This is a genomic window from Nocardia sp. NPDC059236, from assembly GCF_042754085.1.
In the GTDB taxonomy this organism is placed as follows: Bacteria; Actinomycetota; Actinomycetes; order Mycobacteriales; family Mycobacteriaceae; genus Nocardia.
In genome coordinates this window covers 661,264-688,205 of record NZ_JBHZAF010000002.1, presented here as the reverse complement: position 1 = coordinate 688,205, position 26,942 = coordinate 661,264, and the positions used below count along the sequence as shown (strand labels likewise).

Below are 26,942 nucleotides of genomic sequence, written 5' to 3'. Positions count from 1 at the left end.
GGAGGAATGCCTTCCATGAGCGCATTGCGGCGGCCGCGCGGCCGAGTCGTGCTGGCCGGTTTCGGAGTGCTGGCGGTACTCGCGGCCCAAGCGTGCGGCACCGAATCCGGCAGTGGTGAGCCGGCGCGCAAGGAGCTGTACCGCACCGTCACGCAGGCCCTCGACGCCGTGATCCGCAGCGGCTTCCCGGGCGCCCAGGTCGTCATCGACGGCCCCGACGGCCATCACGTCCTCACCGCCGGCGCCGGCGACCTGGAGACCGGCGCACCCATCCCCGACAATGCCCGGGTCCGGATCGGCAGCAATACCAAGACCTTCGTCGCCACCGTGGTGCTGCAACTGGCCGGCGAGGGCAAGGTCGAACTGGACGCCCCGATCGAGCGCTACCTGCCGGGCGTGGTGCGGGGCAATGGCAATGACGGCAACCGCGTCACGGTCCGCCAGCTGCTGCAGCACACCAGCGGCCTGCCCGACTACCTGGCGGGCGGCCGACCCGAGCCGACCCCCGTGCCCGGCTCCCCGCAGCTGACGGCCGACACCGAGGGAATCCGCTGGGGCCATTACGAACCCGCGGACCTGGTGCGCATCGCCATGACCATGCCGCCGCGCTTCGAGCCCGGCGCGCGCTCGGTCTACACCAACACCAACTACATCGTGCTGGGCATGCTGATCGAAAAGGTCACCGGTCGCCCGGCGGCCGCCGAGATCGGCAGCCGCATCCTGGAACCGCTGGGTCTGCGCGACACCTACTTCCCGGACGCGCGGGAGACCGGCATCCGGGGCCCGCATTCGCGGGGGTATCAGGAAACCGACGGCAAGCGTATCGATTTCACCGATCTGGACCCGTCCTGGGCCGACACCGCGGGCGCGATGGTCGCCACCCCCGCCGACCTGAACCGATTCTTCACCGCCCTGCTCGCCGGGAAACTGCTGCCCGCGGCCCTCTTGGACGAGATGAAACAGACCGTCCCCTGGGACCGTGGCGAACCCGGGTCCGGCTACGGACTCGGCCTGATCCACCACCCGGTCTCCTGCGGCAAGCAGGTGTGGGGCCACGGCGGCAGCATTCCCGGCTTCGGCACCCGCAATGGCGTGGCATCCGACGGCACCGCCGTCGTGGTGACCGTCAATCAGCTCGCGGCCGATGATGCCGGCTCCGACGCGGTGTCGCAGCTGTTCGATGCCGCCATCTGCGATCGCGCCACCGCGGCCGAGCCCTTGGACAGCTACTACCACCAGACGCTCACCTGGAAGTCCTGCGATGCGCCGGGCCTGGACGAGATGGGCGCGCAGTGTGCCGATGTCACCGTGCCGCTGAATTATGCCGAGCCGCAAGGCCGCACGATCACCGTCGCCATCTCGCGCATCCCCGCCACCGATCCGGCCCAGCGGCGCGGTGTCATATTGTCCAACCCGGGCGGTCCCGGCGGCGCGGGCCTGGACTACTTCGTGGAGACGAGCAAGGCCATGACCCCCGAGGTCCGCGCCCGCTACGACCTGATCGGGATGGACCCGCGCGGTGTCGGCCGCTCCTCGGCGGTGAACTGCCACTGGCCGCACGGTTTCGGCCTGCAGTTCGCCGGTATCGATGCCAAGGGGTTCGCCGAATCCGTCGCCGACCAAGCCGATCTGGCGGCGCGCTGCGCCACGGCGGAAGGAGAGCGCCTGCCGCACTTCACGACTCGCAATACCGCTCGGGACATGGACGTGATTCGTACGGTGCTCGGCGAAACCAAGATCAGCTATGTGGGCACCTCCTACGGCACCTACCTGGGTGCGGTGTACATGCAGATGTTCCCGGATCGTTCCGACCGAATGGTGCTGGACGGCAGCGTGGACCCGGACCGCTACGGTGCGGTCGGCATGGTGCAGGACATGGGCTCGCCCAACGAGGCCGCACTGGATGCCTGGGCGACCTGGACCGCACAACGCGACGACGAATATCACCTCGGCACCACCGGCGCGGCCGTGCGTGGCCTGGTCGAGCGGCTGATCGAACACGCTGCCGCCCAGCCGATCCGGATCGGCGACTACGACGTCGACGCGCATTCCCTGCCACTTGTGCTGTACATCGCCTTCAATTCACCGCACGACTACGGTCTTGCCGCGCAGCAGATCCGGGAGCTGGCCGACGCCGCCGACGGGAAACCGGTGCGGCCGGACGAGGATCTGGCGGGCAAGCTGGCCATGATGCTGCGCGCGCAGCCGCGCGACATGTCACCCCAGATGGCCATCCTCTGCGGAGATGTCGGCGCACCCCGCGACCCCGACTGGTACCGGCGCAATATCGAAGCCTCCCGCACCACCCAGCCGGTCTTCGGCGCGATGGCGAACAACATCACGCCGTGCGCGTTCTGGGCCCCGCCCGCCGAATCCCCCACCGCGCTGGGCAATTCGGTGCCGAATCTGATCATCCAGGCCACCGGCGACACCCGCACCAACTACGGCGGAGCACTTGCCATGCACCGGGCGCTCACCGGCTCTCGCATGGTCACGTTGCAGGACGTCGCCATCCACTCGATCCTCGGCCGCTACCCGAATTCCTGCGTGTACGACGCCGTGAACGCCTATCTGGCCGACGGCACCCTGCCCGCCGCCGACCTCACCTGTCGCGACGAGTGATCATCCGGCATTCAGATAGGTGAGCACGGCCAGCACCCGCCGGTGGCCCACCTCGTCGGCGAACAGCCCCAGCTTGGCGAAGATGCTCCGAATGTGTTTGAGCACAGCACCTTCGGTGACCACGAGGCGCTCGGCAATGGTCGCGTTGTCGAGCCCCTCGGCCATGAGCGCCAGCACCTCGCGTTCCCGCGGGGTCAGCGCTGCCAGTGGATCGTCGGTCTTGCGCCGCACCAGCAGCTGCGAGATCACTTCCGGATCCATGGCGGTCCCACCCTCGGCGACCCGCCGCAGCGAATCCAGGAACCGATCCACCTTCCCGACCCGCTCCTTGAGCAGGTATCCGATCCCGCCGGCCCCATCGCCGAGCAGTTCGGCGGCATAGCTGTCCTCGACCCAGGCCGAGAGCACCAGCACCGGCAGGCCGGGGTGAATCTCGCGGGCCCGCACCGCGGCTCGCAATCCGTCATCGGTGAAGGTGGGCGGCAGCCGCACATCCACGACCACGGCATCGGGCCGATCGGCGGTCACCACCGCGAGAAAATCGTCCGCATTGTCGACCGCGGCGACCACCTCGATCCCCGCCGTCTGCAGCAGCAGCGCCAGCCCCTCCCGCAGCAGGGCATCATCCTCGGCGATCACGACCCGCACGGCAGCTCCACCCGCACCACAGTAGGACCGCCCGCCGGACTGCTGAGCAGCATCCGCCCGTCCAGCGCCTCGGCCCGCCGCCGGATCCCGGCCAGCCCGCCGCCCTCGGTCTCCCGCGCCCCGCCGACCCCGTCGTCCAGGACCTCGACGGCCAGCAGCCCGGCATCGCCTCCGAGGGAAACCCGAAGATGTTCGGCCCCGGAATGTTTGGTCGCATTGGTGATCGTCTCGGAGATGACGAAATACGCGGCCGCCTCGACGGCCGCGGGCCACCGTGGTCCCGATCTGCTCGAATCCGCTATCTCGGTCGTACCCGGGCGCAGCGCGACAGTACCGCCGAGAGCGAGTTCGACGGGAATCGGGGAGCGCGCGGCCAGCGCCGAAATCGCGCTCGCCAGACCACGATCCGCGAGCACCGGCGGATACACCGTCCGCACCACGTCTCGGAGTTCGGCCAACGCGGCCTCGGCGGTGTCCTGCGCCTTGCGTACCAGGTCGGACGATGCGGCCGGATCCCGTTCGCGCAGTTGGTCGGCCAGCCCGAGCTGCATGATGACCGCCGCGATCCGCGCCTGCGCGCCATCGTGCAGATCGCGTTCGATGCGCCGCAGTTCCGCCCCGTGCGCGTCGAGCGCGGCGGCCCGGGTGGCGGTCAACTCCGCCACCCGCACCGCGAGCTCGGTGCCCGGCGCCGGACCGAGCAGCGTCCGTGCCAGCAGCGCCTGCCAGCGGGCCACCGTGGGCAGCCGGAGCACCAGGGCCGCCAGGGGGATCGCGATGAGGGCGCTGAGCCCGGCCAGCGGCCAGGAATCGACCACGAAGCCGAAGCTGTCGACGGTGCCCGGCGGCACGAGCTGCCAATACACCGGAATCGCCAGCTGATTCAGCACACCCCACGGCAGTCCGATCGAGAACAACGCCACCACCATGCCGGGCACCCCGTGCACGCACAGCCACGCGATGTCCCGGCCGTTCGCCGGATCCCGGAAGGCGCCGGCCAGCCGTTGCCGGAGCCCGCCGGTCATCGGCCGGTAGGTCACCGCGATCGGCGCGCCCAGCCGCTTGCCCGCCCGCCGCCGTTCGAACTCGGTCAGTGGGCGGATCAGCCGCAGGTATTCGGGAATCGCCGGAATGCCCACTCCGCCGAGGCTGGTGGCCGCCACCACGAGCAAACCGACCGTGGCGAATGTGGCCGCCACGCCGGTAGCGCCGCCGACCAGCAAATAGCCGATGGTCCCCGGCAGCGCCCGCAGCCGACCCGCGACCCACCGCCGCACGGCCACGGGACCGCGCTCCGGGATGGGGTCGGCACTCATGCCACCAAACCTACTGATCCGGTCAGCGCTGCTTGCCGCCGCGCTCCTTGTACATGCGGCGCTGGTCCTTGTTGATCTGCTTCCAGATCTTCGTGCGCTCGGCGCGCATGCGCGCGTCGCTGCGGGCGGCCAGCCATTCGTTCTCGCGGCTCAGCTTGCGGTAGCTGTCCAGGCGACGCCGGGGCAGCGCGCCGGATTCGATGGCCGCCAGCACCGCGCACCCCGGCTCGCTCTCGTGCGAGCAGTCGGTGAAACGGCATTGCCCGGACAGGGATTCGATATCGCTGAAGGTCCGCCCGAGCCCCTCGGCGGCATCCCAGAGCCCGACCGACCGCAACCCCGGGGTATCGATGAGGGTGCCGCCGCCGGGCAGTGGCCGCAGTTCGCGGTGCACGGTGGTGTGGCGGCCGCGCTTGTCGCCCTCGCGAACCGCGTTGGTGGCGAAGACTTCCGCGCCGAGCAGCGCGTTGGCGAGGGTGGATTTGCCCGCGCCCGAGGGCCCGATCAATGCGACCGTGCCGGAGAGCAGCGAGGTCAGCACATCCATGCCGACACCACCGGTGGCGCTGACCGCCACCACGGTGACGCCCGGCGCGGCGGCTCGGACGTCCTCGATCGGAATATCGTGCGCCAGATCGGCTTTGGTGAGCACTACGGTCGGCTGGGCACCGGATCCCCAGGCCAGCGCGAGCAGCCGTTCGATGCGCCCGAGATCGACATCCCCGTCGCCGGCGGTGCACACCAGCACGGTGTCCACATTCGCGGCCAGCACCTGATCGGCCGATTTCGCGCGGGTATCGGGCTGCCCGGACACGGCGGCCCGGACGATGGCGGTGCGGCGTGGCAGCAGGGCGCGCACGGTGCGCCCGGCGTCGATGGCCACCCAGTCGCCGGTGCACAGCCCGCTGACCTCGGAATCCGAGCGGGGGAGCCGGGCCCGCACCACGGCGGCCGCCAGGCGGCTCCGGTAGTCGGCGGTGGGAAGGGGTGCGGCGATATCGCATTCACTGCGATCCATGCGGATCACGCGGGCCGGAATCAGATCGTCACCCAGCAGCGGCCGGTAGTCGGCGGCGAGGGCGGCGTTCCAGCCATAGGGAACGAGCAGGTCGAAATCGACCGAAGCCATGTGTGGAGTCCTTTGACGGGCCGAGCCCGAATCACGGACTCAGCGAGAGGAATTCGAGGTGGATGCGCGTGGGGCGAACACTCGCCCGGGCACGGCAATCCGCACTGCCGTCGTCACGTAACTCCACCTCCCATCTCTCCTCATGCCGTCACCGTGGTGACCGCGCCGAACAAGAACGGGGACAACCTTGTCAGGCTGTCCCCGTCGGCGCAACGTATTTTTCCGGTCAGGATTTCGGCTTGTCGAACTGCTCGCGACGGCCCATCCGCTGCAGGCGCAGCCACTCCATCAGCCCGGCCGGATCCTTCTGCTGGACCAGGAAGAACCATCCGAATCGGGCGACCTCCTGCGGCAACAGTTTTCGCATGCCCGGCTGCGCCATCAGGTAGCCGCGGTTGCGGTAGGTGAAGTGCCGCTTGATCGGATCGTCCGGGTACTGGGTGTGCATGCGCCCGCCCAGGATCGGCTTGAATTCGGCCGACCCGTTCGGGTGCAGGTACGCGGTCTGCAGGCAGGTGCCGAACGGCAGCCCCGAGCGCACCAGCCGCCGGTGCACCTCCACCTCGTCGCCGCGCACGAACAGCCGAAGATCCGGCACGCCGATCTTGTCCACGGCCTCGGCCGAGATCAGCGCACCGTTGAACAGCGAGGCGATCCCGGGTAGGAAGTCCTCGTCACCCAGCTCCGACCGCAGCCGCCGCCACACCACGCCCCGGCGCAGCGGGAAGGCGAGCCGATCCGGGTCGTCGATATCGGCCACCACCGGCGACACCTCGACCAGCTCGTGCCGCTTGGCGCAATCGAACAGCTTGGCGAGCACGTCCGGTCCCTCGGGGCGGCCGTCGTCATCGGCCAGCCACACCCAGTCCGCGCCCATGGTGAGCGCGTGCAGCATGCCGAGCGCGAACCCGCCCGCGCCGCCCAGATTGTGTTCCGAACCGACGTAGGTGGTTTCCATGGGCTGCTGCTTCACCAGCTCGCCGACCTCGGCCTCATTGCCGTTGTCCACCACGATCAGGTGGTCGATCTGCCGGGTCTGGCTGCCCAGCACCTTCAGCGACTCGGCCAGCTGCTCCCGGCGTTTATGGGTGACCACGATGGCGACGATGCGCGCATCATCGCCGTACACGGGGGTGGACTGTTCACTCATGCGGGATTCCGTTCCGGTTCACGTTCACGTTCCAGATCCCGCAGCACCTGCGCCACGTGATCACCCGCCTCCGGGCCCTCGTAGGCGCGCACGACATCCTCGATGCCGCCCTGCATGCGAATCTGCCCGTGATCGATCCACATCGCGGAATCGCACAGCTGGGCCAGGAATTCATTGGAGTGGCTGGCGAAGACGAGAATGCCCGAGCGCGAGACCAATTCCTGCAGCCGGATCCGGGCCTTCTTCATGAACTCCGCGTCGACCGCGCCGATACCCTCGTCGAGCAGCAGGATCTCCGGATCGATGGAGGTGACCACGCCCATGGCCAGGCGCACGCGCATACCCGTCGAGTAGGTGCGCAGCGGCATCGCCAGATAGTCACCCAATTCGGTGAACTCGGCGATCTCGTCGATCTTGGCGAGCATCTGCTTGCGGGTCTGCCCGAGGAACAGGCCGCGAATGACGATGTTGTCGTAGCCGGAGATCTCCGGGTCCATGCCCACGCCCAGATCGAAGACCGGAGCCACCCGCCCGCGGATGCGCGCGCTGCCGCGGGTCGGTTCGTAGATGCCCGAAAGCAGCCGCAGCAGTGTGGATTTGCCCGCGCCATTGTGGCCGACCAGGCCCACGCGATCGCCTTCCTTCAGCGACAGCGTGATGTCCCGCAGCGCCTCGACGACCACCACATCGGATTGATTGCGCCCGATGGCACCGCCGGCCGAACCGAGCACCGCCTTCTTCAGCGATCGGGATTTGGCGTCGAAGATCGGGAATTCCACCCACGCGTTCTGGGTCTCGATACTCACATGGTCGGTCATTGAGCCTTCACACCCAGTAGGGGACTCGGGAACGGAACTTCTTCATAGCCAGTATCGCGACTATCCAGCCGACGATGGTGATCGACAGCACCACCACCCAGCTGCGCAGGTGGATCGGGTCGCCCAGCAGGGGCGCGCGCACGATCTCCAGATAGTGGAAGGTGGGGACGAGCTCGGCCAGCTTGGCGCGATCGCTCGCGGCGCCCGACAGCGCCGAGGTCTTCCACATGACCGGGGTGAGGACGAACAGCATGAGCGTGGTGCTGCCCAGGATCGGCGCCAGATCGCGGTAGCGGGTGCTGAAGATGCCGAACACGATCGTCACCCAGATGGCATTGAGGAACAGCAGCAGCAGACCCGGAATCGCGAGCAGGGCCGACCAGTGCAGGTGCCGCCAGATGCTGAAGGCGGCCACCATCAGCACGTAGATGATCAGGTTGTGGGCGAAGAACAGGAACTGCCGCCACACCAGGCGATACACGTGCACGCTCAGTGCCGACGGCAGCTGCTTGATCAGGCCCTCATTGGCGATGAAGACATCCGAGCCCTCGAGAATGCTGGCATTGATCACATTCCAGACGATCAAGCCGACGGTCACATAGGGCAGATAGGAACTCAGCGACTGCCCGAAGAGGGTGGCGTAGAGGACACCCATCGCGGCCGCCTGCAAACCGGTGGCGATGGTGATCCAGAACGGACCCAGCACCGAGCGCCGGTACCGCTGCTTGATGTCCTGCCAGCCCAGCGCCAGCCACAGTTCACGCTGGGAGAATCCGTCGCGGAAATCCTTGAATGCGCGACCGAAGGACTGGGAGTCCGACACGAGCGGCACCGGTTCATTGTCCGGGCGCACGTCGGTCATCGCCGAGTCGGGGGGAGCAGCAGCAGGCACAGCACCCGACCTTATCTAATTGCTATCGCATTGCGCGCAGAACCTGCCGCCGACGCGGACATCTCGGCGGCAGGGGTGCCCACGGCCACCCGTCAGAGGTACTGGCCGCCGCCCGGATGCTGCTGCCCGCGGGCGTCGCCGTGGCTCATGCCCGGGGGCAGGGCCTGGCGCATCTGCTCGAGCTGGGCGCGCGCGGCCATCTGCTGAGCGAACAGCGCGGTCTGGATGCCGTGGAACAGGCCCTCCAGCCAGCCCACCAGCTGGGCCTGGGCAATGCGCAGTTCCGCGTCGGAGGGGACGGTGTCGTCGGTGAAGGGCAGCGCCAGCCGCTCCAGCTCCTCGCGGAGTTCGGGGGCCAGGCCGGTTTCCAGCTCGCGGATGGAGGTGCGGTGGATCTCGCGCAGCCGGGTGCGGGAGGCGTCGTCCAGCGGTGCGTGCCGGACCTCCTCGAGCAGCTGCTTGATCATGGTGCCGATGCGCATGACCTTCGCGGGCTGCTCCACCATGTCGGCGAGCGACTCCTCTTTGTCGTGCGCGTCGCCCGACCCGTCCGAAAGATCCTCACCGACAACCTGTCCGGTGATCTCCAGCGGTTCCCCGCCGATCTGCGCCGCCGCTGGGATGAACAGCGGCTTTCCCTCGGGACCGATCACGACGATGGATTCCGGAACCCCATCCGATTGCGTCATGCCCCCATCCTGCCCAACTTCCCCCGAACCCGCTAAGCGCCACCCCAAGTTCGTAACACGCCGAATAAACGACACGAAGGGACAAATCGAGATGGTTCGCGGCCGTCTCGATTCTGGACTGCGGCTGGAATAGACCTCCGCCTTGGAGCGGGGGAGCGAAGCGGAGGAGCGGAGGAGGGAAGAATCGAGACCTCGGGGCCGCGAACCCGCCCCGTAGCGAAGCGGAGGGGCAAAACAAGCACAGCCCGTCCAGTTTGTACGGTAGGCGCTGGTCGTCCTGGTCCTCGTAGGTTGCTTCCCTCCCTACCGTTACCTTGTTGTGCCCTCTCCCTTTAGAGTGGCCACCATGACTTACGACGTCGCAAGGGTGCGGGGCCTCATACCGTCCCTGGGCGACGGCTGGATCCACCTCGACCCGCAAGCGGGCATGCTGGTCCCGGATTCGGTATCCCGGGCCGTCTCAACAGGTTTCCGGACCTCCGCCTTCTCGCACAGCAATCGGCACGGCGCCGCCAAGCGCAGCGCCGCGATCCTGGAGGCCGCGCGCGAGGCCGTCGCCGATCTCGTCGGCGGCGATCCGGCGGGCGTGGTGCTCGGACCCGATCGCGCGGTGCTGCTGGCCTGGCTGGCCGAATCGCTGAGCTCCCGGCTGGGTCTGGGCACCGGGATCGTGCTGTCGCGTCTGGATGACGAGGCGAATGTGGCGCCGTGGCTGCGGATAGCGAATCGCTATGGCGCGCACGTGCGCTGGGCGGAAGTGGAGATCGAGACCTGCGAGATGCCGGCCTGGCAGTTCGAAGAGCTCATCGGACCCACCGCCCGGCTGGTGGCGCTGACCGCCGCCTCACCCATCGTCGGCTCCGCGCCCTCGGTGCGGGTGGCCGCGGACCGCGTGCACGAGGTCGGCGGGCTGCTGGTCGCCGACTGCTTCGGCGCCGCGCCCTACGCGCTCCTCGACATCGACGAACTCAATGCCGACGTGATCGCACTGAGCGCCCCGGCCTGGGGCGGTCCGCAGATCGGCGCGCTGGTCTTCCGCGATCCTGCGTTCCTGGACCGGATCCCGTCCATGTCGCTGAACCCCTACGCCAAGGGCGCGGAACGGCTCGAGGTGGGCGGCCACCAGTACGCCCTGCTGGCCGGCCTCACCACCTCCATCGACTACCTGGCCTCGCTCGACGAGCGCGCCGAGGGCACCCGGCGCGAGCGCCTGGAAATGTCGATCACGTCCCTGCAGGACTATCACGACCATCTCTTCGAGCACCTGATGTCCGTGCTCGACACCATCCCCAACCTGACTGTCATCGGCCGGGCCTCCACCCGCATCCCGACGGTGAGCTTCACCATCTCGGGCATGCAGGCGGAGAAGGTCTCGGCCAAGCTGGCCGATGCCCGCATCGGCACGCTGAGCGGCTCCCACGGCGGCAGCCGCCTGCTCGACGCGCTGGGCGTCAATGACGAAGGCGGCGCCGTGACCATCGGACTCGCGCCCTACACAACGAAATTCGAGATCGACCAGCTGGGCCGCGCGCTGGTGGCGCTGGACACCTAGAGCTCGCGAATCTGCAGGATCACCTTGCCGACCGTCTCGGCGGAGTCCAGCAGGCGGTGGGCCTCGGCGGCGTCGGTGACCGGCACCTCCGCCGACACCACCGGCACGACGGTCCCGTCGGAGATGAGCGGCCACAGGTGGCGGCGCAGCTCGGTGATGATCTCCGACTTCGATCCGCGCCCGGTCTCGGGGCGCCGCCGCAGATTGGTGGCGTGAATCGATCCCCGCTTGCCCAGCAGCGTGCCCAGATTCAATTCCGCGGTGACCCCGCCCTGCATGCCGATCACCACCAGGTGCCCGTCCTCGGCGAGCGCCTGGACATTCCGCTCCAGATACGCCGCGCCCATATTGTCGAGAATGATGTCCGCGCCCGGATATTCACTGTGCAGCGTGGTCACGAAATCGTGCTCGCGGTAATTGATCAGCAGCGTCGCGCCCAATTCCGCGCACCGGTCCAGCTTGTACTGCGAACCCGCCGTGACCGCGACCCGCGCGCCCAGCGCCCGCGCCACCTGGATGGCGTGGGTGCCGATTCCGCTGCCGCCCCCGTGAATCAGCAGCAACTGCCCGCTGTGCAGGCCCGCGGTCATCACCAGGTTGGACCACACCGTGGCCGCCACCTCCGGCAGCGCCGCCGCCGCGGCCACATCCAGTCCCTCCGGCACGGGCAGCAGCTGGGTCGCGGGCGCGACCACCCGCTCGGCGTAGCCGCCGCCGGACAGCAGCGCGCACACCGGATCGCCGGCCCGCCAATCCCGCACGCCCGGACCGACTTCCGCGACCATCCCGGACACTTCGAGGCCCAGAATCTCGCTGGCTCCCGGCGGCGGCGGATAGAAACCTCGCCGCTGCAGCAGGTCGGCGCGATTCACCCCCGCGGCCACCACATCGATCGAAACCTCGCCCGGTCCGGGCGCGGGCAGGTCGTCCACCTGCGCCCATTTCATGACCTCGGGCCCACCGAAACCGTCGAGCGTCACCGCATACATGAAAACGAGCGTACGGCCGGAGCTCACCGATTACTGTCAGGCCGTCCTCGGCGTGGGCCCAGCATCTTCTCAGCATCGGCCGTCACCGTGGAGTGGAGGGATTCGAAAGGAGATTCCATGATCACCACCCTGGCCGTCCTCGGCGGCATGGTCATCCTGGCGGCTATGGCGATGTCCGGATTCATCGCGACCGATGCACCGCGTGCTCTGGTCCGTATCCGCAAGCGCTGAACCGGGGCGCTGCGTAAACCCTGATAACGCGGCACGTCCGGGCCGGAAAGGTTACGCCCGGGGAAAGTAACTTCGACCCCCTCCACGCCGGGGTGGAAGGTACTAGCGTTCCGGGGCATGAGCAGTTTCGTCGATTTCCAGAACGAGATCTATCTCTCCGGCCTCGCGGGCATCGTCCCGGCGCTACCCATGACGGCGGCGGGCCTGGAGGAGAAGGCTCGGGAGGTGCTGGATCCGGCGGCCTTCGCTTATGTGGCGGGCAGTGCGTCCACCGAACGCACCGCGCACGCCAATCTCTCCGCCTTCGAGCGATACCGGCTGCTGCCGCGCGTACTGCGCGGCGCCACCGGGCCCGGGGCGCGCGACCTGTCGGTGGATGTGCTCGGAACCCGTTTGGCCGCACCGATTCTCACCGCGCCGATCGGCGTGCTGGGGTTGCTGCACGAGCGCGGCGAGACCCTGGTCGCCGAGGTAACCCGGGAACTGGGCATCGGCATGTGCCTGTCCACCGCGGCCTCCTCCACCATCGAGGAGGTCGGGGCGCGGGCGGGCAACTGGTGGTATCAGCTGTACTGGCCCAACGACATGGAGCTGGCCCGGTCCTTCGTCGAGCGCGCCGAGGAGTCCGGCGCCAAGGCCATCGTCGTCACCGCCGACACCCCCAGCCTGGGCTGGCGGCCGCGCGACCTGCAGCTCGGGCACCTGCCATTCCTGCAGGGCAAGGGCATTGCCAACTATCTGTCCGATCCGGTCTTCCGCGCCAAGCTCAGCGCCCCGCCGGAGGAGAGTGAGGAGGCGATGCGGGCCGCCGTACTCACCTGGATCGGACTGTTCGGCAACCACGGTCTGCGCCCGGCCGACATCGCCCGGCTGCGGGACTGGACCGAACTGCCCATCGCGGTGAAGGGCGTGCTGCACCCCGACGACGCCCGGCAGGTGGTCGACGCGGGCGCGGACGCGGTGGTGGTGAGCAATCACGGCGGCCGCCAGGTGGACGGGGCGGTTGGTGCGCTGGACGCGCTGCCGACCATCGTGGCCACCGTCGGCGATCGCGCGGATGTGCTGTTCGACTCCGGCATCCGCACCGGCTCCGATGTCATGATCGCGCTCTCGCTGGGCGCCAAGGCCGTCCTCTACGGCCGCCCCTGGGCGTACGGCCTCGGCCTGGCCGGCGCCGACGGCGTGCGCCACGCGCTGCGCTGCCTGCTCGCGGATTTCGATGCGGCCATGGGACTTTCGGGCTGCACCAGCCTGCACGACCTGAGCCGGACCATGATCTCCACCTATCGCGTTTAGGCCTTCCGAGCGGAAGGCATCCTGCTGTGGGAACGCGTTCGTCCGGGCCGCGAGCTGAGGAGGAGCGATCAAACGCCGTCACAACAACGAGCCGGTGGCCGAGTCCGGAGGCCGGGCCACGGCCGAACGGCGGTGGCTCACCCCGGACCAGCAGCGCGCCTGGCGGGCCTACATGGACGGCAGCCAGCGGCTCATGACCGACCTCAACCGGCAGCTGCAACGCGACTGCGACCTGTCCTTCGCCGACTACCGCATCCTGGTGAAGCTGTCCGAGGCGCCCGGCCGCTCGCTGCGCATGAGTGACCTCGCCGACGGCGTGCTCTCCTCCCGCAGCCGGCTCACCCACCAGATCCGCCGCATGGAGGCGCAGCAAATGGTCCGCCGCATCGCCTGCGAGGACGACGGCCGCGGCGTGCTGGCCCAGCTCACCGAGGAGGGCCTGCGGCGCCTGCGGGCCGCCGCTCCCGGCCATGTCGCCGCGGTGCGCCGCTTCTTCGTGGACCTGCTCACCCCGCAGCAGCTGGCCGCCGTGGCCGCCGCCCTGGACCTGGTCAACCTGGCCGCCGACCACCGCGCCGGCGCCCGCGCGACAGCCGATCTCGACTGACCGGTCCACCCGAATCGGAAGTGGGAGGCAGACCGCACACGCCATCAGTTAGGATCGATCGCCTGGAAGCGTGGCAGAGCGGCCGAATGCACTCGCCTTGAAAGCGAGCGTCGTGAAAGCGACCGGGGGTTCAAATCCCTCCGCTTCCGCTGAGAACCCGCAGGTGGATAAGGTCTTTCGAGCCTGATAACGCCTGCGTGGTCAACGTCGTCGACGGATGAGGGTGGGTGTCGGCCCGGGTATCACGGCCTACACCCCCGGCCTGCGGGACACCTTCGACGCCGATCACATCGCCGCCATCGACAACACCACGCGAAAGCTGGTGGCGGACTGCCGAATCTGGTTTCCCTCGTGGGGAACGCGATCTCACCGCGGAGTGACGGTTCCCGGCGAATGTGGACCGACGTTGTCTGCTGAACGCTGACCGACGGTTTCTGGTAAATGTGGCGGGGTGGCCAGCCGTCGCATCGCGAGTCGCTTGTTCGGTGCCTTCGCGAGCGCTGCCCTACTGGCCGGCGCGGCGACCGTCGACGCCCCACTCGCCGTGACCGATCCACCCGTGGAGACCGGCTCCAATGAGGAGTCCGCGCCCGGCCTCGATCCGGTCCACCCCGCGCAGGCTCGCATCGAACGGGTCGAGACCGTGGCCGGGAACCTGCTCGCCGTCTTCGTCGCCTCCCCGGCCATGGGCCGCACCGTCGAGGTGCAGGTGCTGCTCCCCGCGCACCGTGACAGCCCCCGTCCGACCGTCTACATGCTCGACGGACGCAGCGCCGCACCCGATGTCAACAACTGGACCGCCCGCGGCGGCGCGCTGCCCTTCTTCGCCGACAAGAACGTGAATGTGGTCTTCACCCTCGGCGGCCCCGCCAGCTACTACACCGACTGGCAACGCAGCGATCCCAAGCTCGGCACCAATCGCTGGGAGACCTTCCTGACCCGCGAGCTGCCGCCGCTCATCGACACCCGCTTCGGCGGGGACGGCATGAACGGCCTGGAGGGCGTCTCCATGGGCGCGGAGGCGGCCATGATGCTGGCCACCCGCAACCCGGGCCTGTATCGCGCGGTGGCGGCGCACAGCGGTTGCTACGCAATGAGTTCCGACTTCGGGCAGGCGCAGGCCCGGGCCGTGGTCGGGACGTTCGGCGGGGATCCGGACAATATGTTCGGCCCGTCCGGCGATCCCCAGTGGGCCGACCACGACGTGCTGGCCCGAGCGGAAGCCTTGCGCGGCAAGGCGATCTACCTGTCGTCCGGTAGCGGGCTGCCCGGGGAGCACGACACCCCGGGCAATCCGGACCTGCGCAATGCCGTGCTGTTCGGTGGGCCCATCGAGGCGGGCGCCGACATGTGCACCCGCCAATTGGCCGACCGGCTGGCGCAATTGGCGATCCCGGCCACGGTCGACCGCCGGCCCACCGGAACGCACTCCTGGCCCTACTGGGCCGACGAACTGCCCCGCTCCTGGCCGACCATGGCCGCGGGACTGGGCATCGGGTAGCGGGCCGTTCAGCCGACGAAACGGGCGACGATCTCCGGATCCGTGGCGAAGCGCAGGAAGGCGTCGTTCTCGTGCGGGTCGCCCGCAGTGATGCGGACGCCGTCGGCGCCGTAGGGCCGGATGATGACCCCCGCCTCGGTGCTCGCCGCGCCGTACTCGGCACTGCGGTCGCCCAGCGGCAGCCAGACGAAGTTGGAGTGGCTCACCGGCACCCGGTAGCCCGCCGCGAGCAGCGCCTCCCGCATGCGATCGCGTTCGGCCACAACGGCATCGGTGCGCTCCAGCAGTTCGTGCCGCGCCTCCAGCGAGGCGATGGCCGCCGCCTGCGCCACCCGGCTGACGCTGAACGGGATGTGCACCTTCATGAGCGCGGTGATCACCTCGGGCGCGCCGACCGCGTACCCGACCCGCAGGCCCGCCAGGCCGTACGCCTTCGAAAACGTGCGCAGCACCAGCACATTCGGCCGGGTGCGCCCCAGCTCGACGCCATCGGGGAAGTCCTCGGCGGGCATCCGCAGGTACTCGAAGTACGCCTCGTCCAGCACCACCAGCACGTCGGCGGGCACCCGGTCGAGGAACTCGACGATCTCCGCCTTGCCGCGGGCGGTGCCGGTCGGGTTGTTCGGGTTGCAGACGAAGACCACCCGGGTGTTCGGGGTGATGGCTGCCGCCAAAGCGTCCAGATCATGGGTGAATTCGCCGTCCAGCGGCACCTGCACCGCCTTGGCGCCCGCCACCTGGGCGACGATCGGGTACGCCTCGAACGAGCGCCACGCGAACAGCACCTCGTCCTCGGGATGGCGGCAGGTGATCTGCACCAGCTCCTGGCACAGCGCCACGCTGCCGCAGCCGGCCGCCACGTTCTCGAGCTCCACACCCAGGAAATCCGCGAGGGCGCCACGCAATTCGATGGCGTGGTTGTCCGGGTACCGGTTCGACAGCTCGACCGCCTCGGCAATGGCCTTGGTCACCGACGGCAGCGGCGGGAAGGTGGTCTCGTTGCTGGCCAGCTTCAACGCGCCGGGGTGCGTCTTGCCGGCGACGTACGCCGGGATGGCATCGAGGTCCGGGCGAATGTGCGCGCTCACCCCTCCACCCTATGTCCCGGTCGCTCGCGGCCGCTCCGGGGTGCCGACTGGTCTGCACGATCGGGAGTCGCGTGGGACCGAATGGAACTCGGCCGGAATATCTCCGGGATATCGGACCCTGGGAAAGATTTATCTCGTTTTTACCTAGCGCAACTACAGTGGCCCTATGTCGGGCATCTATCGAGATCTCGCCCCTGTGCACGACACGACCACGGTTCCGCTCACTGTGCTAGAACCCGAGGGGCATGCGCGCGGCGGCATCGTGGTGTTGCACGAATCACGTGAATTCACCGAGCCATTGCTGGAACTCATGCGCGCGCTCGCCGCCGACGGGTGGACCGTCCTGGCCCCCGACCTCTTCCACCGCCCCGCCAACGGCAGCACCCACCCGATCTTCGGCGAGGACCTGTTCGCCGCCTTCGACGCCTGCTTCGAGTGGCTCACCGGACACGGCGTCTTCCAGGACTGCATCGGCGTGCTCGGCTTCGACTCGGCCGGTACCGCCGCCGCGCTGGTCGCCACCAATCGCCGCATCGGCGCGGCCGTGAGCGTCGCGGCGCCCGGCATCGAAACCCCGCTCACCCCGCAGGCCGTCGCGCTGCTCACCGCCGCCCCCGCCTTCCAGGCCCCCTGGCTCGGCCTCTTCGGCGAGGACGACCCGCTGACCCCGCCCGACCAGGTCGACCGCCTGCGCGAGGCTGCCGCCCACGCCGACGTCGCCACCCTCGTGGTCACCTACCCCGGTCTCCACCACCGCCCCGACCACCCCGGCTTCGACCCCGCCGCCCTCGACGACGTCTCGGTCCTCGACGCGCAAACCAGAATCTACGAATGGTTCGACTCGCACCTACGCTGACCAGCCGATTTGGCCTATTGGTCACCCGCTGTGTAATCTTCTGTCCCGGCGGTTCGAAAGGAACCGGCGCCCTCGAAGAGGGGCACCAGGAGGCGTGCCAGAGCGGCCGAATGGGACTCACTGCTAATGAGTTGTCCCTTCACGGGGACCGGAGGTTCAAATCCTCTCGCCTCCGCCACCGCCCGGTACGCCGGGTGCACATTTGAATAGCCATGCGCCCGTAGCTCAACGGATAGAGCATCTGACTACGGATCAGAAGGTTGGGAGTTCGAGTCTCTCCGGGCGCGCTTCAGCTCAGCGGCCCCACACCAGAAGGTGTGGGGCCGTTGGCTTTTGTTGCGTGACGCCGGCGGTTAGAGGCCGAGGGTCTTCAGGATGCCGCCGATGACCGGAATCGAGTCGGCGCTACCGGTACCTGCCGCAGGGGCGGTGGTCACCTGGATGTCCAGCGGACCCAGTATCGGTCCCTGTGCGGAAACAAGCATGGCGACTGCCGTGATGTGGTGTGTTCCTGTGGTCGTAGGGGTCCACTGGACCGTGGCTGCGCCATTCTTGGGCAGTACTCCGGGCGAGTCCTGCCCGGGCGGAGTGATGGCCTTGTCCGTGTCGTAGAACCACACCATCCAGCAACCCGGTACAGCGCTGACATCGGCGGTGAGCGTGTACGGCTGGCTGACATAGTGCGAATTGCCGGCAACCGAAATGCTATTGCTCGACAGGTCGGCCGATGCCGCCGGTGCTCCGGCGATCACCGCCGCCATCGCCGCGAATCCGGTAACTCCGATGCCCGCCCGACGGATTCGAGTGTTCTTCACGTAGCTTCCCCTTCGATCGAAAAGCGCCTGTTGATCGGCGCTGTCCGCGAAGCTACAACGCCCCACCGACAGTGTGAAACAAGATCATTCACAACCTTTGTCGCACGCACGCGGCCGACCGGAGGCATCCATTGCTGATGAGGCCGGCGTCTGCACTGCGTGGTCGGCCCCAGTTGGAGGCACAGCGAGTGCTGCCCGCCTGGCGTGACCAGCTGACCCAGAAGCTCCCCGCCGGGACGCGGTCCGATCCGGCCGCCGCACCGCTGACGAGATTCTGGCCCGATGACCGGCATCAACATGACCGATATCGGCATGAGCGATGCCGGCGCGGCGAGTGTCGAGATCTCTTCTGCCGGAACCGGTTTCGCGGACCTCCGGCACAACCGGGCGACCGAAGGGCGCCGAACTCGCCCACGGCAACCCGACTCGTCCGGTTACTTCCAGGCGGCGAGGTCGGGGAGGTCGCCGGTGAGGTCGGTGCCGGGGGAGCGGCCGATCAGCCAGGCGGCGAGGGCGGCGGTGGGCCCGGTGATGGTCGCGGTCGGGACGCCGACGGTGCCGGTGTAGTCGGAATCGGTGGCGGTGACCGTGAAGCCGGTGCCTTCGGCGGGCTCGACCTCGGTGATGGACTGGGCCAGGAGGCGGGCGGCGAAGTCGGCCGGCCAGTCGGCGGGGGTATAGCCGATATCGAGGTCTACGTGGTGGATCTCGACTTCCAGCAGGCGCATCCACGGGATGCGGGTGGCGGGGATCTCGCCGCCCTGGCGGTTGCGGACGAGGGTGGGCCAGCGGTCGGCGGGCATGACCCGGGCCAGGTCCAGCCACCGTTCGGCGGAGGCGGTGAAGTCCTCGAGCTGGTCGCGCAGCGGGCGGGGGGCGCCCGCCTCGATGTCGGCCTCGCGGAGGAATTGGCTTGCGTACTGCGGGGTTTCGATACCGGTGCGGGCCCACAGCAGCAGATTGACCAGGCTGTCGGCATTGCGGGAGAGGTGGGCGAGCACGTGGCCGCGGGTCCAGCCGGGCAGCAGTGAGGGTTCCACCAGGTCGGCGTCGCCGAGGGCGGCGATCGCGGGGAGCAGGCGCTCGGTCGCGGCGGCGACGGTGTCGAGCAGGGCTGCGGTGTCGGCGAGTTGCGCATCGCTGGTCACGAGTCCGACCCTACCCAGTCGGAGCGGTCAGTGACCGGATGAGCCCGTGGTGTGCCGCCGCCGGGCCGGGATTCCGGAATCCCGTTCGGCCACAACGATTTGCACCGCCAGCGCCACCAGCCACAGCGACATGGCCCCGACCTGGATGCGCTGTGCGATGCCCAGGCCGTAGTTGCCGGGCAGATTGTCGGCGATCAGCATCCACGCCGTCACCGCCGAACCGACGATCAGAATCCACAGTCCGGTGTGCCGCAGAATCGGCCAGCGCCGGTATTTGAAGGCGGCCACGGTGAACGCGATCATCGCGATGTAGATGGAGAACACCGCCAGCGTGCTGGTCAGCGCATGGATCTGGTGCAACTGCGGGAACAGGCCGGTGTCCACATACCGTTTGGGCCCGTTCGGATCGTCCGGCACGATGGGCCATTGCGCGTCCGCGATGGTGGACGCGCCGAAGCAGGCCAGCGCCGCCCAGCCGATGGTGGAGTACCGCCGCCGCGAGAACAGCAGCAGGCCGCCCAGTCCCGCCACCACCAGCAGCGCGCCGGACCCGGTGTCGCCGGTGGTGAACACCCAGCTGAACGGTGCGCCCTTCTCGGCCAGCTGGCTCAGGAAGGTGTTGGTGGGATTGCTCTGGATCGGGAGGATGAATTCCAGGACCCAGGAGGAATAGCCGAGTCCGGCGACCGCGATCAAGATCGCGATGAACCACCGCAGCACCCGTCGCCATCGCGGCTGGAGGGTGTCCTCCACGGGGGCCGCCTCGGCTAGTTTCTGCTCGGTTGGCATCACCGCGCTCGCTTTCGCTGGCCTCGCTTACTCGTACTGCCCTGCCCGCAGCTTCCGATCTGCCCGAACTGGTCGGCTGGTCCGGTCGTAGGACCATTGTCTCCCATGCGCCGGCGCGGATGTCAGACGCCGCGCGCCAAAGCCCGCATCACCAGGTCGGCCGCCGAATCCGCGGCCTCGTGTTCCCAGACCCGCACCACGGTCCAGCCCGCCGCGGCCAGCCGGGCATCGGTGTCGCGATCGCGCGCCACATTGCCCGCCAGTTTGTCGGCCCACCACTGGGCGTTGTTCTTCGGGCGTGTCGCGTGCTGCGGGCAGCTGTGCCAGAAGCATCCGTCCACATAGACCGCCACCTTCCGCCGCGGGAACACGAGATCGGCCCGCCGCCGCAGCCCCGGCAGCGGAGCCCGGTCCACGAAGAAGCGTTTTCCGCGCCGATGCAATTCCCGCCGCAGGGCCAGCTCCGGCTTCGTCCCCACGCGCCGCTGCCTGGCCATGCGCGCGCTGGTGGCCGCATCGGTGCCCGGTCGTCGCGCATCCGCCATCGGGCCATCCTCGCCGCGCCCGGCACCGCCGGCAAGGTGCCCCGGAGCTGTCATGCGGCCTCGCGCGGTGCGCCCCCCATGCGCTCGAGATGGTTCTCCACATCGTCGAGGAAGCCCTCGGGGAAGCGCAGCGAACCCATTCGGGTGCGACGCAGGAAGCCCGCGGTCGCCCGTGCGGACAGCAGCCGGGAGTCGTCGAGGAACCAGCGCAGATCCTCGTACGGCGCGTGAACGGGCCAGGTGGACACCGGAACCCGATACACCTCGCCGCGATGCCCCCAGGCCGCCGTCGGCCAGCTGCGGCGGGTCAGCGGTGCGCCGTCCGGGATCGGGTCGTCGGACGGGTTGGTGACGCGCTCGGCGATCCAGGACGCCATGCGCACGCTCACCGCATTGCCGACCAGTTTCCAGCGATGTCCCGGCCGCACCCCGGGCACGGCGAGAGCGGCTGTGGTCCAATCCCGGTCGAAGCCCTGCAGCCGCTCGGCGTCGGTGATGCCGGGCGTGACCAGTTCACCCGAGGGCAGCCGCACCGCGGGCGGGCTCGCAATGCCCAGGGCCGAACCGCCTTTCAGGGTGGGCACGGCATTCACCGCCCAGCCCAGGCCGCGGGTGCCCTCGGTCCAGTAGAAGCCGCACGGATCGTGCGCCGGGTCGCCCACCTCGCGGGGCCCGGCGTCCGTGCCGAACAGGATCGGCCGCGGATCCTCGGTGCGGGAGGCCAGCATCAGCACCCGCTCCCGCCGCTGCGGCAGCCCGAAGGCGCGGGCGTCCACCACCCGGTAGGCCCAGGTGTAGCCGAGGTCGGTGAGCGCGGCGGTGATGTGCCGCATCGCCGCTCCGCCGCCGAGCTGCAGCATGAACGGCACATTCTCGATGAGCAGCCAGCGCGGGCCCTTCTTGCGCTTGACCAGCCGGAACACCTCGTCCACCAAACCCGAACGGGCCCCGGTGATTCCGGCCGTCCGCCCGGCCTGCGACAAATCCTGGCAGGGGAAGCCCGCCGCTACCAGCTCCGTCCCCGACGGCAGCGCGCGCAGCCTGGTCACATCGGAATGCAGTGGCACATCCGGGAAATGCGCGGCCAGCACCGCCTGCGCTCCGGAGTCGATCTCGCACAGCAGTTCACTGCGCCATCCGTGCGCCGCGAGCCCGAGCTCCAGCCCGCCGATGCCGGCGAACAGGCCGACCATCCGCGCGCCCGTCACAACAGTCCCTTTCACCCCGGAGTCCCCCGTGCCCCAGAGCACGTTACTCGAGTCCCCGCACCCCCACCGTGACCAACACCCCTGCCCACCGCCGGTCCAGAGCCCCTCGCTATGACTCGGGCGGGTGAGCGTTAGTCGATGTCGTGCGCAAACAGCGAGAACCGGTCGGCACCATTGCATGTTGATCACGATGTGCCGCCGGGGCGGTGATACCGGCCGGGGATCGCGGGTGCGCGGGCGCGGGGAACTACGGTTATAGGCGTGACGGATAACGGGAGTGAGGAAGCCAACCCGGCTGCGCCGCGGTGGCCGGCCATTCTCACCTGGCGGGCGCACAACGCGTCGCGCATGGAGTCGGTGCGGGTGGTGCTGAGCGGCAACCGGATTCGCGCCGCGGGCCGCATCATCGCCGGCGACTGCGAGGACCACCCGGCCTTCAGCGCGTCCTACGACCTGGTCACCGACGAATCCGGGGTCACCAAGCGGCTGTCGCTGCGCAGCACCCTCGCTTCGGGCGAACGCCACGCCTCCATCGCCCGCGACGAGGAGAACTACTGGCTCATCGACGCCGGAAACACCCACGTGCGCTCCACCTTCGGCGGCGCGCTGGATGTGGACGTGGTGCTGAGCCCGTTCTTCAACACCCTGCCCATCCGCCGCTACGGGCTGGCCCATGCCAGTGAGGACGTGCAGGTTCCCGTCGTCTACGTGCGCCTGCCCGATCTCCTCGTGCAGGAAGCCGGCCTCGTCTACAGCAGCGGCCCCGACGGCATCCACGTGCTCTCGCCCGTCTCCAGCGCGACCGTCACCGTCGACGAGGACGGCTTCCTGCTCGACTACCCCGGCCTGGCCGAACGGATCTAGCCGGGGCCGGGCGCGCCTAGTCCAGGGTGGTCAGGACACCGCCGGAGCGGCCCGCGTCGATGAGCTTGGTGAGCCAGTTGTGGTCGCCGGGGCGGACATCGGTGATGACCCAGCGCTCGTTGTCCTCGTAGTCGTTGCGGGCGTCGTGCCCGGCTTCGGTGAGTTCGGCGATGGTGCCGTTCGCGCGCAGGCTGTCCCGGGCCTGGGTGAGGACCTCGAGGGTGTCGTCGAGCACGTCCAGCAGCGCGGCGGCGTTCGGTTCGCAGATGGCGCGGACCAGGTCGGGGGCGGTGGCGGCGACGCGGGTGCCGTCGCGGAAGGAACCGGCCGCGAGTCCGAGGGCCAGCGGGCCACCGTTGGAGCCCTCGATGGCGAGGGCCTCGGCGAGGACGTGGGGCAGGTGCGAGATGCGCGCGACCGCACGATCGTGTTCCACCGCCAGCACCGGGACCACCACCGCGCCGCAGTCCAGCGCGAGCTGCGCGACACGCCGGAAGGGGTCGGCGTGTACACCCGGATCGACGCTCACCGCCCACGCCGCGTTCTTGAACAGGTCGGGAGAGGATGCGGCCCAACCGGATTCACTGGTCCCGGCCATCGGGTGGCCGCCGACGTAGCGGGCGCCCAGTTCGTGACGCTGCACGGCCGCCGCGACCGGCGCCTTCACGCTCACCACATCGGTCAGTACGCAGTCGGGAGCAAAGGTCTTCACATCCGAGAGCACGGCGTCGATAGCGGGCATGGGCACGCCGATCACCACCAGCGCATCGCGATCGGCCGCCCGCGTGAGCACCGCCTCCACATCGCTGATCACGTCGTGTCCGTCCAAGCGTGCGGCCTTCGCGCCGACCTCGGACCGGTTGTAGCCGAACGCCTCGTACCCGGCGACGGCGGCGGCGCGCAGCACCGAACCGCCGATCAAACCGGTACCCAGGACGCAGACAGCTGGTTTCGGAGTGCCCGTCATGCGATCAGATTCGCATACGACTTCAACATTTCCCCCGAAGCGGACTACCGTTGCGGCCATGGCAGCACAGCGCTCGAGCACGAACAGGGCGGCGTCGGATGAGTTCGACGACGTGGAAGGGTTCGCAGTGGCGGTTGTCCGCGAGGAAGCCAACTGGAAAGTGACGCCCCTGAGCGACGCCTCACTGTCCAGTCTGTCCGCGGCCGAGCACGAGTTGCGGGCATTGCGAAGTTCCGGCGCGGTGTTCGGCCTGCTCGATGTCGACGACGAATTCTTCATCATCCTGCGCCCGGGTCCGACCGGCAGCCGCATCCTGCTGTCCGACGCCACGGCCGCCATCGACTACGACATCGCGGCCGACGTGCTCGAGGAACTCAATATCGAGATTCCCGACATCGACCCGGACGAGATCGACGACGTCGAGCCCTGGGAGGAGGGCGACCTGGCCGTCCTCGCCGATCTCGGCCTGCCCGAGCCGGTGCTGGCGGTCATCCTCGCCGAGACCGACCTGTACCCGGACGAGCAGCTCGGCATGATCGCCCAGCGCCTCGGCTTTGCCAACGAATTCTCCGCGGTCCTGGACAAGCTCCCGCGTTGATCGGCTCGCTCGTCTCGGACGAGGCGATGATGCGGGCCGCCATCGCCGCGGCAGCTGCCGCCGATCCGCGCGATGTCCCCGTCGGCGCGGTCGTCTTCGATGCCCAGGGCCGGGAACTGGCGCGCGCCGCCAATGCCCGTGAGGCCCTGGGCGATCCGACCGCCCACGCCGAGGTCCTGGCCCTGCGCGCCGCCGCCCGGGTGCTGGGCGACGGCTGGCGCCTCGAGGGCGCGACCCTGGTCGTCACCCTCGAACCGTGCACCATGTGCGCCGGCGCCCTGGTCCTCTCCCGTATCGGCCGCCTGGTCTTCGGCGCCTGGGAACCCAAGACCGGTGCCGTCGGCTCCCTCTGGGACGTGGTCCGTGACCGACGTCTCAATCACCGCCCCCAGGTCCGCGCCGGCGTCCTCGAATCCGAATGCGCCGCTCTCCTCGCCGATTTCTTCGATTCCCACCGCCCCTAGCCCTCTCTCCAGGCGATTTCAGGATCCGGCGGGTGCTCAGGTAAAGTCACCAGCGGTGGCGTGTCCGAGCGGCCTAAGGAGCACGCCTCGAAAGCGTGTGAGGGGTAACCCCCCTCCGAGGGTTCAAATCCCTCCGCCACCGCTGAGGAGCCCCTCACCTGTTCCAACAGGTGAGGGGCTCTTTCCATGTCCCCCATACACACGATCACCCTTTATTCGGACGACAAAACTCGGTTGAGGTCGGCCGCCCCGGATTCCTTGCGGCGCGGGACTTTCCGCGCGAGCCGCTTCTGATCCAGATCGCTGGGGATCCAGCAGAAACCCCCGCACCGGGAAACCGGTTCGGGGCTTTGTTTTTCAGGGGCGGAGGCCGTCGAGGAGAAGGTCGAGGACGCGGTTGATCGCGGCGGGGTAGGGCTCGGTGGGGGCGGCGTAGATCTGCAGGGTCATCAGGCGGGCGATGTCTTCGGGGGTGACGTCGGGGCGGAGGGCGCCTTCGGTGTGGGCCCTCGCGGTCAGTTCCGCGATGCGGTCCGTGATGGTGGTGCGGACTTCGGTGAGGGCGGGGTCGGACTTGATGTCGGCGTGGAGGGTGGGTTCGATGGCGGCGGCCAGGGCGCCCAGGCGGAGTTCGGCGCATTCGCGGAGGATGTGGGTGAGGGCTTGCCAGGCGGTGGGGGATTCGCGGTCGGCGGTGGCGGCCAGGTCGGCGAGGGCCGAGAGGTAGGAGTGGGCGGCGGCGGTGATGAGGGCGCCGCGGTCGGGGAAGCGGCGGTAGAGGGTGCCCACACCCACACCGGCGGCGTCGGCGATGTCTTTCATCGAGACGCTGACGCCCTGCTCGCGGAAGACCTGTTGGGCCGCGGTCAGGATCTGGTCGCGATTGCTACGGGCGTCGGCTCTGAGCTCGGCCGTTGTCCTCACCTCCGATAAAACTGGACGAAAATCTTCCGGTTAGCGTACCTTTTTGGAAGTGGACGAAAATCGTCCATTTGAATCGAGGGTGATGACGATGAGCAGGACGGTGCTGATCTCCGGGGCGGGCATCGCGGGATCGACCCTGGCGTACTGGCTGGGGCGCGACGGCTTCGACGTGACCGTGGTGGAGCGGGCGGGGGCGCAGCGGTCCAGCGGTAACCCGATCGACGTGAAGGGACCGGCTGTCGATGTGGCCGAGGGTATGGGCGTGATGCCGCGGCTGCGGGCGGCCGCGTCGCGGGTGGAGCGAATGAGCTTCGTCGATGCGGCGGGGCGGGAGCGATCGAGGTTGCGGCTCAGCGCTTTTCAGGGTGGCGCTGGTGACCGCGAGATCGAGCTCGCGCGCGCCGATCTGGCTGCCATTCTCCTCGACGCGGCTCGCGACCATGCCGAAATCCGCTGGGCCGATTCGATTTCCGGGATCACGCAGGATTCGGACGGCGTGGATGTCGTCTTCGAGAACGGCGCAGGTGGGCGCTATGACTACCTGATCGGGGCCGATGGCCTGCACTCGAATGTTCGTCGGCTCGTCTTCGGCGCGGAGGCCGAATTCCTCCGCCACCTGGGCATGTACGTGGCGACCCTGCCGGTGGACCGGGCCTTCGGCGACGAGCGCGAGGTGGTCATGTTCAACCGCCCGGGACAGGCCATCACCGTGCACCCTTCGAAGGGAAAGGCGGCGGCGGCCTTCATGTTCCGCCATGACGCGATCCCGGGCCTCGGCCACCGCGATCTGGACGGGCACAAGCGGCTCATCGCCGACACCTTCGCCGGGCCGATCGGCATCTTCGGCGGCCTGCTCGACCAGCTGAAGGCCGCCGACGACCTCTATTTCGACTCGGTGAGCCGAGTCCGGTTGCCGCGCTGGTCCGATGGTCGCGTCGCCCTGCTCGGCGACGCCGGATCCTGCCTCTCCCTCTTCGGTGACGGCTCCACCCTCGCCATCGCGGGCGCCCACACCCTCGCTGAGGAATTGACCCGCACTCCCGGTCGCCCGCACACCGCCTTCGCCGCCTACGAACAGCGGCACCGGAAACTGGTCGAGCCCAAGCAGCGCGGTATGCGCGCCGCATCGGCGCTCATGGTGCCCGCTACTTCCGCGGGCATCGTGGTCCGCAATGCCGTCACCCGCTTCATGCGATGAAATGAGCGGTGACACAAAAGAACTCGGCGCCCACCCGG

Annotated in this window: 26 protein-coding genes, 4 tRNA genes and 1 pseudogene; 15 read left to right on the top strand and 16 right to left on the bottom strand. The window is 68.9% G+C overall.

Annotation, left to right across the window (positions count from 1 at the left end; translation table 11 throughout):
• Positions 1-15 precede the first annotated feature (15 nt).
• Positions 16-2,622, top strand: coding sequence for an alpha/beta fold hydrolase (locus ACFXIV_RS08325; RefSeq protein ID WP_379393158.1), 2,607 nt, complete (start codon positions 16-18; stop codon positions 2,620-2,622).
• On the opposite strand, the gene ACFXIV_RS08320 is transcribed toward ACFXIV_RS08325, so the two are convergent.
• From ACFXIV_RS08320 to ACFXIV_RS08290, 7 genes are all read right to left on the bottom strand, one after another.
• On the bottom strand, positions 2,623-3,270 hold the full coding sequence (locus tag ACFXIV_RS08320) for a response regulator (protein ID WP_379393160.1): 648 nt from the start codon (positions 3,268-3,270) through the stop codon (positions 2,623-2,625).
• Complete coding sequence (locus ACFXIV_RS08315) at positions 3,258-4,586, bottom strand: sensor histidine kinase (RefSeq protein WP_379393162.1); 1,329 nt, start codon at positions 4,584-4,586, stop codon at positions 3,258-3,260. Before ACFXIV_RS08315 ends, ACFXIV_RS08320 begins: the two co-directional genes overlap by 13 nt.
• Before the next feature lie 22 nt (positions 4,587-4,608).
• Entirely contained in the window at positions 4,609-5,715 is a 1,107-nt protein-coding gene (gene rsgA / locus ACFXIV_RS08310; protein WP_379393164.1) for a ribosome small subunit-dependent GTPase A, read from the bottom strand.
• Positions 5,716-5,941: 226 nt separating this feature from the next.
• Positions 5,942-6,865, bottom strand: coding sequence for a glycosyltransferase (locus ACFXIV_RS08305; protein WP_379393166.1), 924 nt, complete (start codon positions 6,863-6,865; stop codon positions 5,942-5,944).
• The gene (locus ACFXIV_RS08300; protein WP_364624829.1) at positions 6,862-7,683 is read right to left on the bottom strand and encodes an ABC transporter ATP-binding protein; all 822 of its coding nucleotides are present in this window, start codon (positions 7,681-7,683) and stop codon (positions 6,862-6,864) included. Before ACFXIV_RS08300 ends, ACFXIV_RS08305 begins: the two co-directional genes overlap by 4 nt.
• Positions 7,684-7,690: 7 nt before the next feature.
• Positions 7,691-8,545 carry an ABC transporter permease gene (locus ACFXIV_RS08295; RefSeq protein WP_379393168.1) on the bottom strand — a complete coding sequence of 285 codons (855 nt, stop codon included), beginning with the start codon at positions 8,543-8,545 and terminating at the stop codon, positions 7,691-7,693.
• 122 nt (positions 8,546-8,667) lie between these two features.
• Positions 8,668-9,264 (bottom strand): bacterial proteasome activator family protein, encoded by a 597-nt coding sequence (locus tag ACFXIV_RS08290; protein WP_379393170.1) that lies wholly within the window; start codon positions 9,262-9,264, stop codon positions 8,668-8,670.
• A gap of 346 nt (positions 9,265-9,610) precedes the next feature.
• Between ACFXIV_RS08290 and ACFXIV_RS08285 the strand changes: the two genes are divergently transcribed.
• Entirely contained in the window at positions 9,611-10,816 is a 1,206-nt protein-coding gene (locus ACFXIV_RS08285; protein ID WP_379393172.1) for a cysteine desulfurase-like protein, read from the top strand.
• Here ACFXIV_RS08285 and ACFXIV_RS08280 read toward each other — a convergent pair.
• Positions 10,813-11,805: an NAD(P)H-quinone oxidoreductase gene (locus ACFXIV_RS08280; RefSeq protein WP_379393174.1), complete on the bottom strand. Its 993-nt coding sequence runs from the start codon at positions 11,803-11,805 to the stop codon at positions 10,813-10,815. The genes ACFXIV_RS08285 and ACFXIV_RS08280 overlap by 4 nt on opposite strands.
• Positions 11,806-12,153: 348 nt before the next feature.
• Between ACFXIV_RS08280 and ACFXIV_RS08275 the strand changes: the two genes are divergently transcribed.
• From ACFXIV_RS08275 to ACFXIV_RS08255, 5 genes and pseudogenes are all read left to right on the top strand, one after another.
• Positions 12,154-13,332, top strand: coding sequence for a lactate 2-monooxygenase (locus ACFXIV_RS08275; RefSeq protein ID WP_379393176.1), 1,179 nt, complete (start codon positions 12,154-12,156; stop codon positions 13,330-13,332).
• Positions 13,333-13,504: 172 nt separating this feature from the next.
• Entirely contained in the window at positions 13,505-13,939 is a 435-nt protein-coding gene (locus tag ACFXIV_RS08270; protein WP_379393606.1) for a MarR family winged helix-turn-helix transcriptional regulator, read from the top strand.
• A gap of 64 nt (positions 13,940-14,003) precedes the next feature.
• A tRNA-Ser gene (locus ACFXIV_RS08265) sits at positions 14,004-14,088 on the top strand.
• 77 nt (positions 14,089-14,165) lie between these two features.
• Positions 14,166-14,270 (top strand): annotated as a pseudogene (locus tag ACFXIV_RS08260) (HoxN/HupN/NixA family nickel/cobalt transporter); the annotation flags it as partial.
• A gap of 120 nt (positions 14,271-14,390) precedes the next feature.
• Positions 14,391-15,440: an alpha/beta hydrolase gene (locus ACFXIV_RS08255; RefSeq protein WP_379393178.1), complete on the top strand. Its 1,050-nt coding sequence runs from the start codon at positions 14,391-14,393 to the stop codon at positions 15,438-15,440.
• 8 nt (positions 15,441-15,448) lie between these two features.
• On the opposite strand, the gene hisC is transcribed toward ACFXIV_RS08255, so the two are convergent.
• Complete coding sequence (gene hisC / locus ACFXIV_RS08250) at positions 15,449-16,528, bottom strand: histidinol-phosphate transaminase (protein ID WP_379393180.1); 1,080 nt, start codon at positions 16,526-16,528, stop codon at positions 15,449-15,451.
• Positions 16,529-16,694: 166 nt separating this feature from the next.
• Here hisC and ACFXIV_RS08245 point away from each other — a divergent pair, with 166 nt between their 5' ends.
• From ACFXIV_RS08245 to ACFXIV_RS08235, 3 genes are all read left to right on the top strand, one after another.
• The gene (locus ACFXIV_RS08245) at positions 16,695-17,384 is read left to right on the top strand and encodes a dienelactone hydrolase family protein (RefSeq protein WP_379393182.1); all 690 of its coding nucleotides are present in this window, start codon (positions 16,695-16,697) and stop codon (positions 17,382-17,384) included.
• 88 nt (positions 17,385-17,472) lie between these two features.
• Positions 17,473-17,562 (top strand) — tRNA-Ser (locus tag ACFXIV_RS08240).
• A gap of 36 nt (positions 17,563-17,598) precedes the next feature.
• Positions 17,599-17,671: transfer RNA gene (locus ACFXIV_RS08235), tRNA-Arg, on the top strand.
• A 66-nt stretch (positions 17,672-17,737) separates the two neighbouring features.
• Here the strand turns inward: ACFXIV_RS08235 and ACFXIV_RS08230 are convergent.
• The 5 genes from ACFXIV_RS08230 to ACFXIV_RS08210 all read right to left on the bottom strand — a co-directional run bounded on the left by ACFXIV_RS08230 (position 17,738) and on the right by ACFXIV_RS08210 (position 21,874).
• Positions 17,738-18,199 carry a hypothetical protein gene (locus ACFXIV_RS08230; protein ID WP_379393184.1) on the bottom strand — a complete coding sequence of 154 codons (462 nt, stop codon included), beginning with the start codon at positions 18,197-18,199 and terminating at the stop codon, positions 17,738-17,740.
• A gap of 434 nt (positions 18,200-18,633) precedes the next feature.
• On the bottom strand, positions 18,634-19,347 hold the full coding sequence (locus ACFXIV_RS08225) for a maleylpyruvate isomerase family mycothiol-dependent enzyme (RefSeq protein ID WP_379393186.1): 714 nt from the start codon (positions 19,345-19,347) through the stop codon (positions 18,634-18,636).
• Positions 19,348-19,374: 27 nt separating this feature from the next.
• Entirely contained in the window at positions 19,375-20,136 is a 762-nt protein-coding gene (locus ACFXIV_RS08220; RefSeq protein ID WP_379393188.1) for a DUF998 domain-containing protein, read from the bottom strand.
• 122 nt (positions 20,137-20,258) lie between these two features.
• On the bottom strand, positions 20,259-20,681 hold the full coding sequence (locus ACFXIV_RS08215; protein WP_379387570.1) for a very short patch repair endonuclease: 423 nt from the start codon (positions 20,679-20,681) through the stop codon (positions 20,259-20,261).
• Positions 20,682-20,731: 50 nt separating this feature from the next.
• A complete protein-coding gene (locus ACFXIV_RS08210; protein ID WP_379393608.1) occupies positions 20,732-21,874 on the bottom strand; it encodes a DNA cytosine methyltransferase in 1,143 nt (380 codons plus the stop codon).
• Between the two features lie 276 nt (positions 21,875-22,150).
• Here ACFXIV_RS08210 and ACFXIV_RS08205 point away from each other — a divergent pair, with 276 nt between their 5' ends.
• A complete protein-coding gene (locus ACFXIV_RS08205) occupies positions 22,151-22,753 on the top strand; it encodes a putative glycolipid-binding domain-containing protein (protein WP_379393190.1) in 603 nt (200 codons plus the stop codon).
• 16 nt (positions 22,754-22,769) lie between these two features.
• Here ACFXIV_RS08205 and ACFXIV_RS08200 read toward each other — a convergent pair whose 3' ends face one another.
• On the bottom strand, positions 22,770-23,720 hold the full coding sequence (locus ACFXIV_RS08200) for a prephenate dehydrogenase (protein ID WP_379393192.1): 951 nt from the start codon (positions 23,718-23,720) through the stop codon (positions 22,770-22,772).
• A gap of 58 nt (positions 23,721-23,778) precedes the next feature.
• Between ACFXIV_RS08200 and ACFXIV_RS08195 the strand changes: the two genes are divergently transcribed.
• The 3 genes from ACFXIV_RS08195 (at position 23,779) to ACFXIV_RS08185 (ending at position 24,924) form a co-directional block, all read left to right on the top strand.
• Positions 23,779-24,318, top strand: coding sequence for a tRNA adenosine deaminase-associated protein (locus ACFXIV_RS08195; RefSeq protein WP_379393194.1), 540 nt, complete (start codon positions 23,779-23,781; stop codon positions 24,316-24,318).
• 26 nt (positions 24,319-24,344) lie between these two features.
• Positions 24,345-24,782 (top strand): nucleoside deaminase, encoded by a 438-nt coding sequence (locus tag ACFXIV_RS08190; RefSeq protein WP_379393610.1) that lies wholly within the window; start codon positions 24,345-24,347, stop codon positions 24,780-24,782.
• Between the two features lie 54 nt (positions 24,783-24,836).
• Positions 24,837-24,924, top strand: a tRNA-Ser gene (locus ACFXIV_RS08185).
• A 215-nt stretch (positions 24,925-25,139) separates the two neighbouring features.
• On the opposite strand, the gene ACFXIV_RS08180 is transcribed toward ACFXIV_RS08185, so the two are convergent.
• Complete coding sequence (locus ACFXIV_RS08180) at positions 25,140-25,706, bottom strand: TetR/AcrR family transcriptional regulator (RefSeq protein ID WP_379393195.1); 567 nt, start codon at positions 25,704-25,706, stop codon at positions 25,140-25,142.
• A gap of 88 nt (positions 25,707-25,794) precedes the next feature.
• On the opposite strand from ACFXIV_RS08180, the gene ACFXIV_RS08175 reads away from it, so the two are divergent.
• A complete protein-coding gene (locus ACFXIV_RS08175) occupies positions 25,795-26,904 on the top strand; it encodes an FAD-dependent monooxygenase (protein WP_379393197.1) in 1,110 nt (369 codons plus the stop codon).
• Positions 26,905-26,942 lie beyond the last annotated feature (38 nt).

What these genes read in the sequence shown, in the direction of transcription:
- ACFXIV_RS08325 (WP_379393158.1), top strand. Translation starts at nt 16, where the DNA reads ATGAGCGCATTGCGGCGGCCGCGCGGCCGAGTCGTGCTGGCCGGTTTC.
- ACFXIV_RS08315 (WP_379393162.1), bottom strand. Translation starts at nt 4,586, where the DNA reads ATGAGTGCCGACCCCATCCCGGAGCGCGGTCCCGTGGCCGTGCGGCGG.
- rsgA (WP_379393164.1), bottom strand. Translation starts at nt 5,715, where the DNA reads ATGGCTTCGGTCGATTTCGACCTGCTCGTTCCCTATGGCTGGAACGCC.
- ACFXIV_RS08305 (WP_379393166.1), bottom strand. Translation starts at nt 6,865, where the DNA reads ATGAGTGAACAGTCCACCCCCGTGTACGGCGATGATGCGCGCATCGTC.
- ACFXIV_RS08300 (WP_364624829.1), bottom strand. Translation starts at nt 7,683, where the DNA reads ATGACCGACCATGTGAGTATCGAGACCCAGAACGCGTGGGTGGAATTC.
- ACFXIV_RS08295 (WP_379393168.1), bottom strand. Translation starts at nt 8,545, where the DNA reads ATGACCGACGTGCGCCCGGACAATGAACCGGTGCCGCTCGTGTCGGAC.
- ACFXIV_RS08290 (WP_379393170.1), bottom strand. Translation starts at nt 9,264, where the DNA reads ATGACGCAATCGGATGGGGTTCCGGAATCCATCGTCGTGATCGGTCCC.
- ACFXIV_RS08285 (WP_379393172.1), top strand. Translation starts at nt 9,611, where the DNA reads ATGACTTACGACGTCGCAAGGGTGCGGGGCCTCATACCGTCCCTGGGC.
- ACFXIV_RS08280 (WP_379393174.1), bottom strand. Translation starts at nt 11,805, where the DNA reads ATGTATGCGGTGACGCTCGACGGTTTCGGTGGGCCCGAGGTCATGAAA.
- ACFXIV_RS08275 (WP_379393176.1), top strand. Translation starts at nt 12,154, where the DNA reads ATGAGCAGTTTCGTCGATTTCCAGAACGAGATCTATCTCTCCGGCCTC.
- ACFXIV_RS08270 (WP_379393606.1), top strand. Translation starts at nt 13,505, where the DNA reads ATGGACGGCAGCCAGCGGCTCATGACCGACCTCAACCGGCAGCTGCAA.
- ACFXIV_RS08245 (WP_379393182.1), top strand. Translation starts at nt 16,695, where the DNA reads ATGTCGGGCATCTATCGAGATCTCGCCCCTGTGCACGACACGACCACG.
- ACFXIV_RS08220 (WP_379393188.1), bottom strand. Translation starts at nt 20,136, where the DNA reads ATGCCAACCGAGCAGAAACTAGCCGAGGCGGCCCCCGTGGAGGACACC.
- ACFXIV_RS08215 (WP_379387570.1), bottom strand. Translation starts at nt 20,681, where the DNA reads ATGGCGGATGCGCGACGACCGGGCACCGATGCGGCCACCAGCGCGCGC.
- ACFXIV_RS08210 (WP_379393608.1), bottom strand. Translation starts at nt 21,874, where the DNA reads ATGGTCGGCCTGTTCGCCGGCATCGGCGGGCTGGAGCTCGGGCTCGCG.
- ACFXIV_RS08200 (WP_379393192.1), bottom strand. Translation starts at nt 23,720, where the DNA reads ATGACGGGCACTCCGAAACCAGCTGTCTGCGTCCTGGGTACCGGTTTG.
- ACFXIV_RS08195 (WP_379393194.1), top strand. Translation starts at nt 23,779, where the DNA reads ATGGCAGCACAGCGCTCGAGCACGAACAGGGCGGCGTCGGATGAGTTC.
- ACFXIV_RS08190 (WP_379393610.1), top strand. Translation starts at nt 24,345, where the DNA reads ATGATGCGGGCCGCCATCGCCGCGGCAGCTGCCGCCGATCCGCGCGAT.
- ACFXIV_RS08175 (WP_379393197.1), top strand. Translation starts at nt 25,795, where the DNA reads ATGAGCAGGACGGTGCTGATCTCCGGGGCGGGCATCGCGGGATCGACC.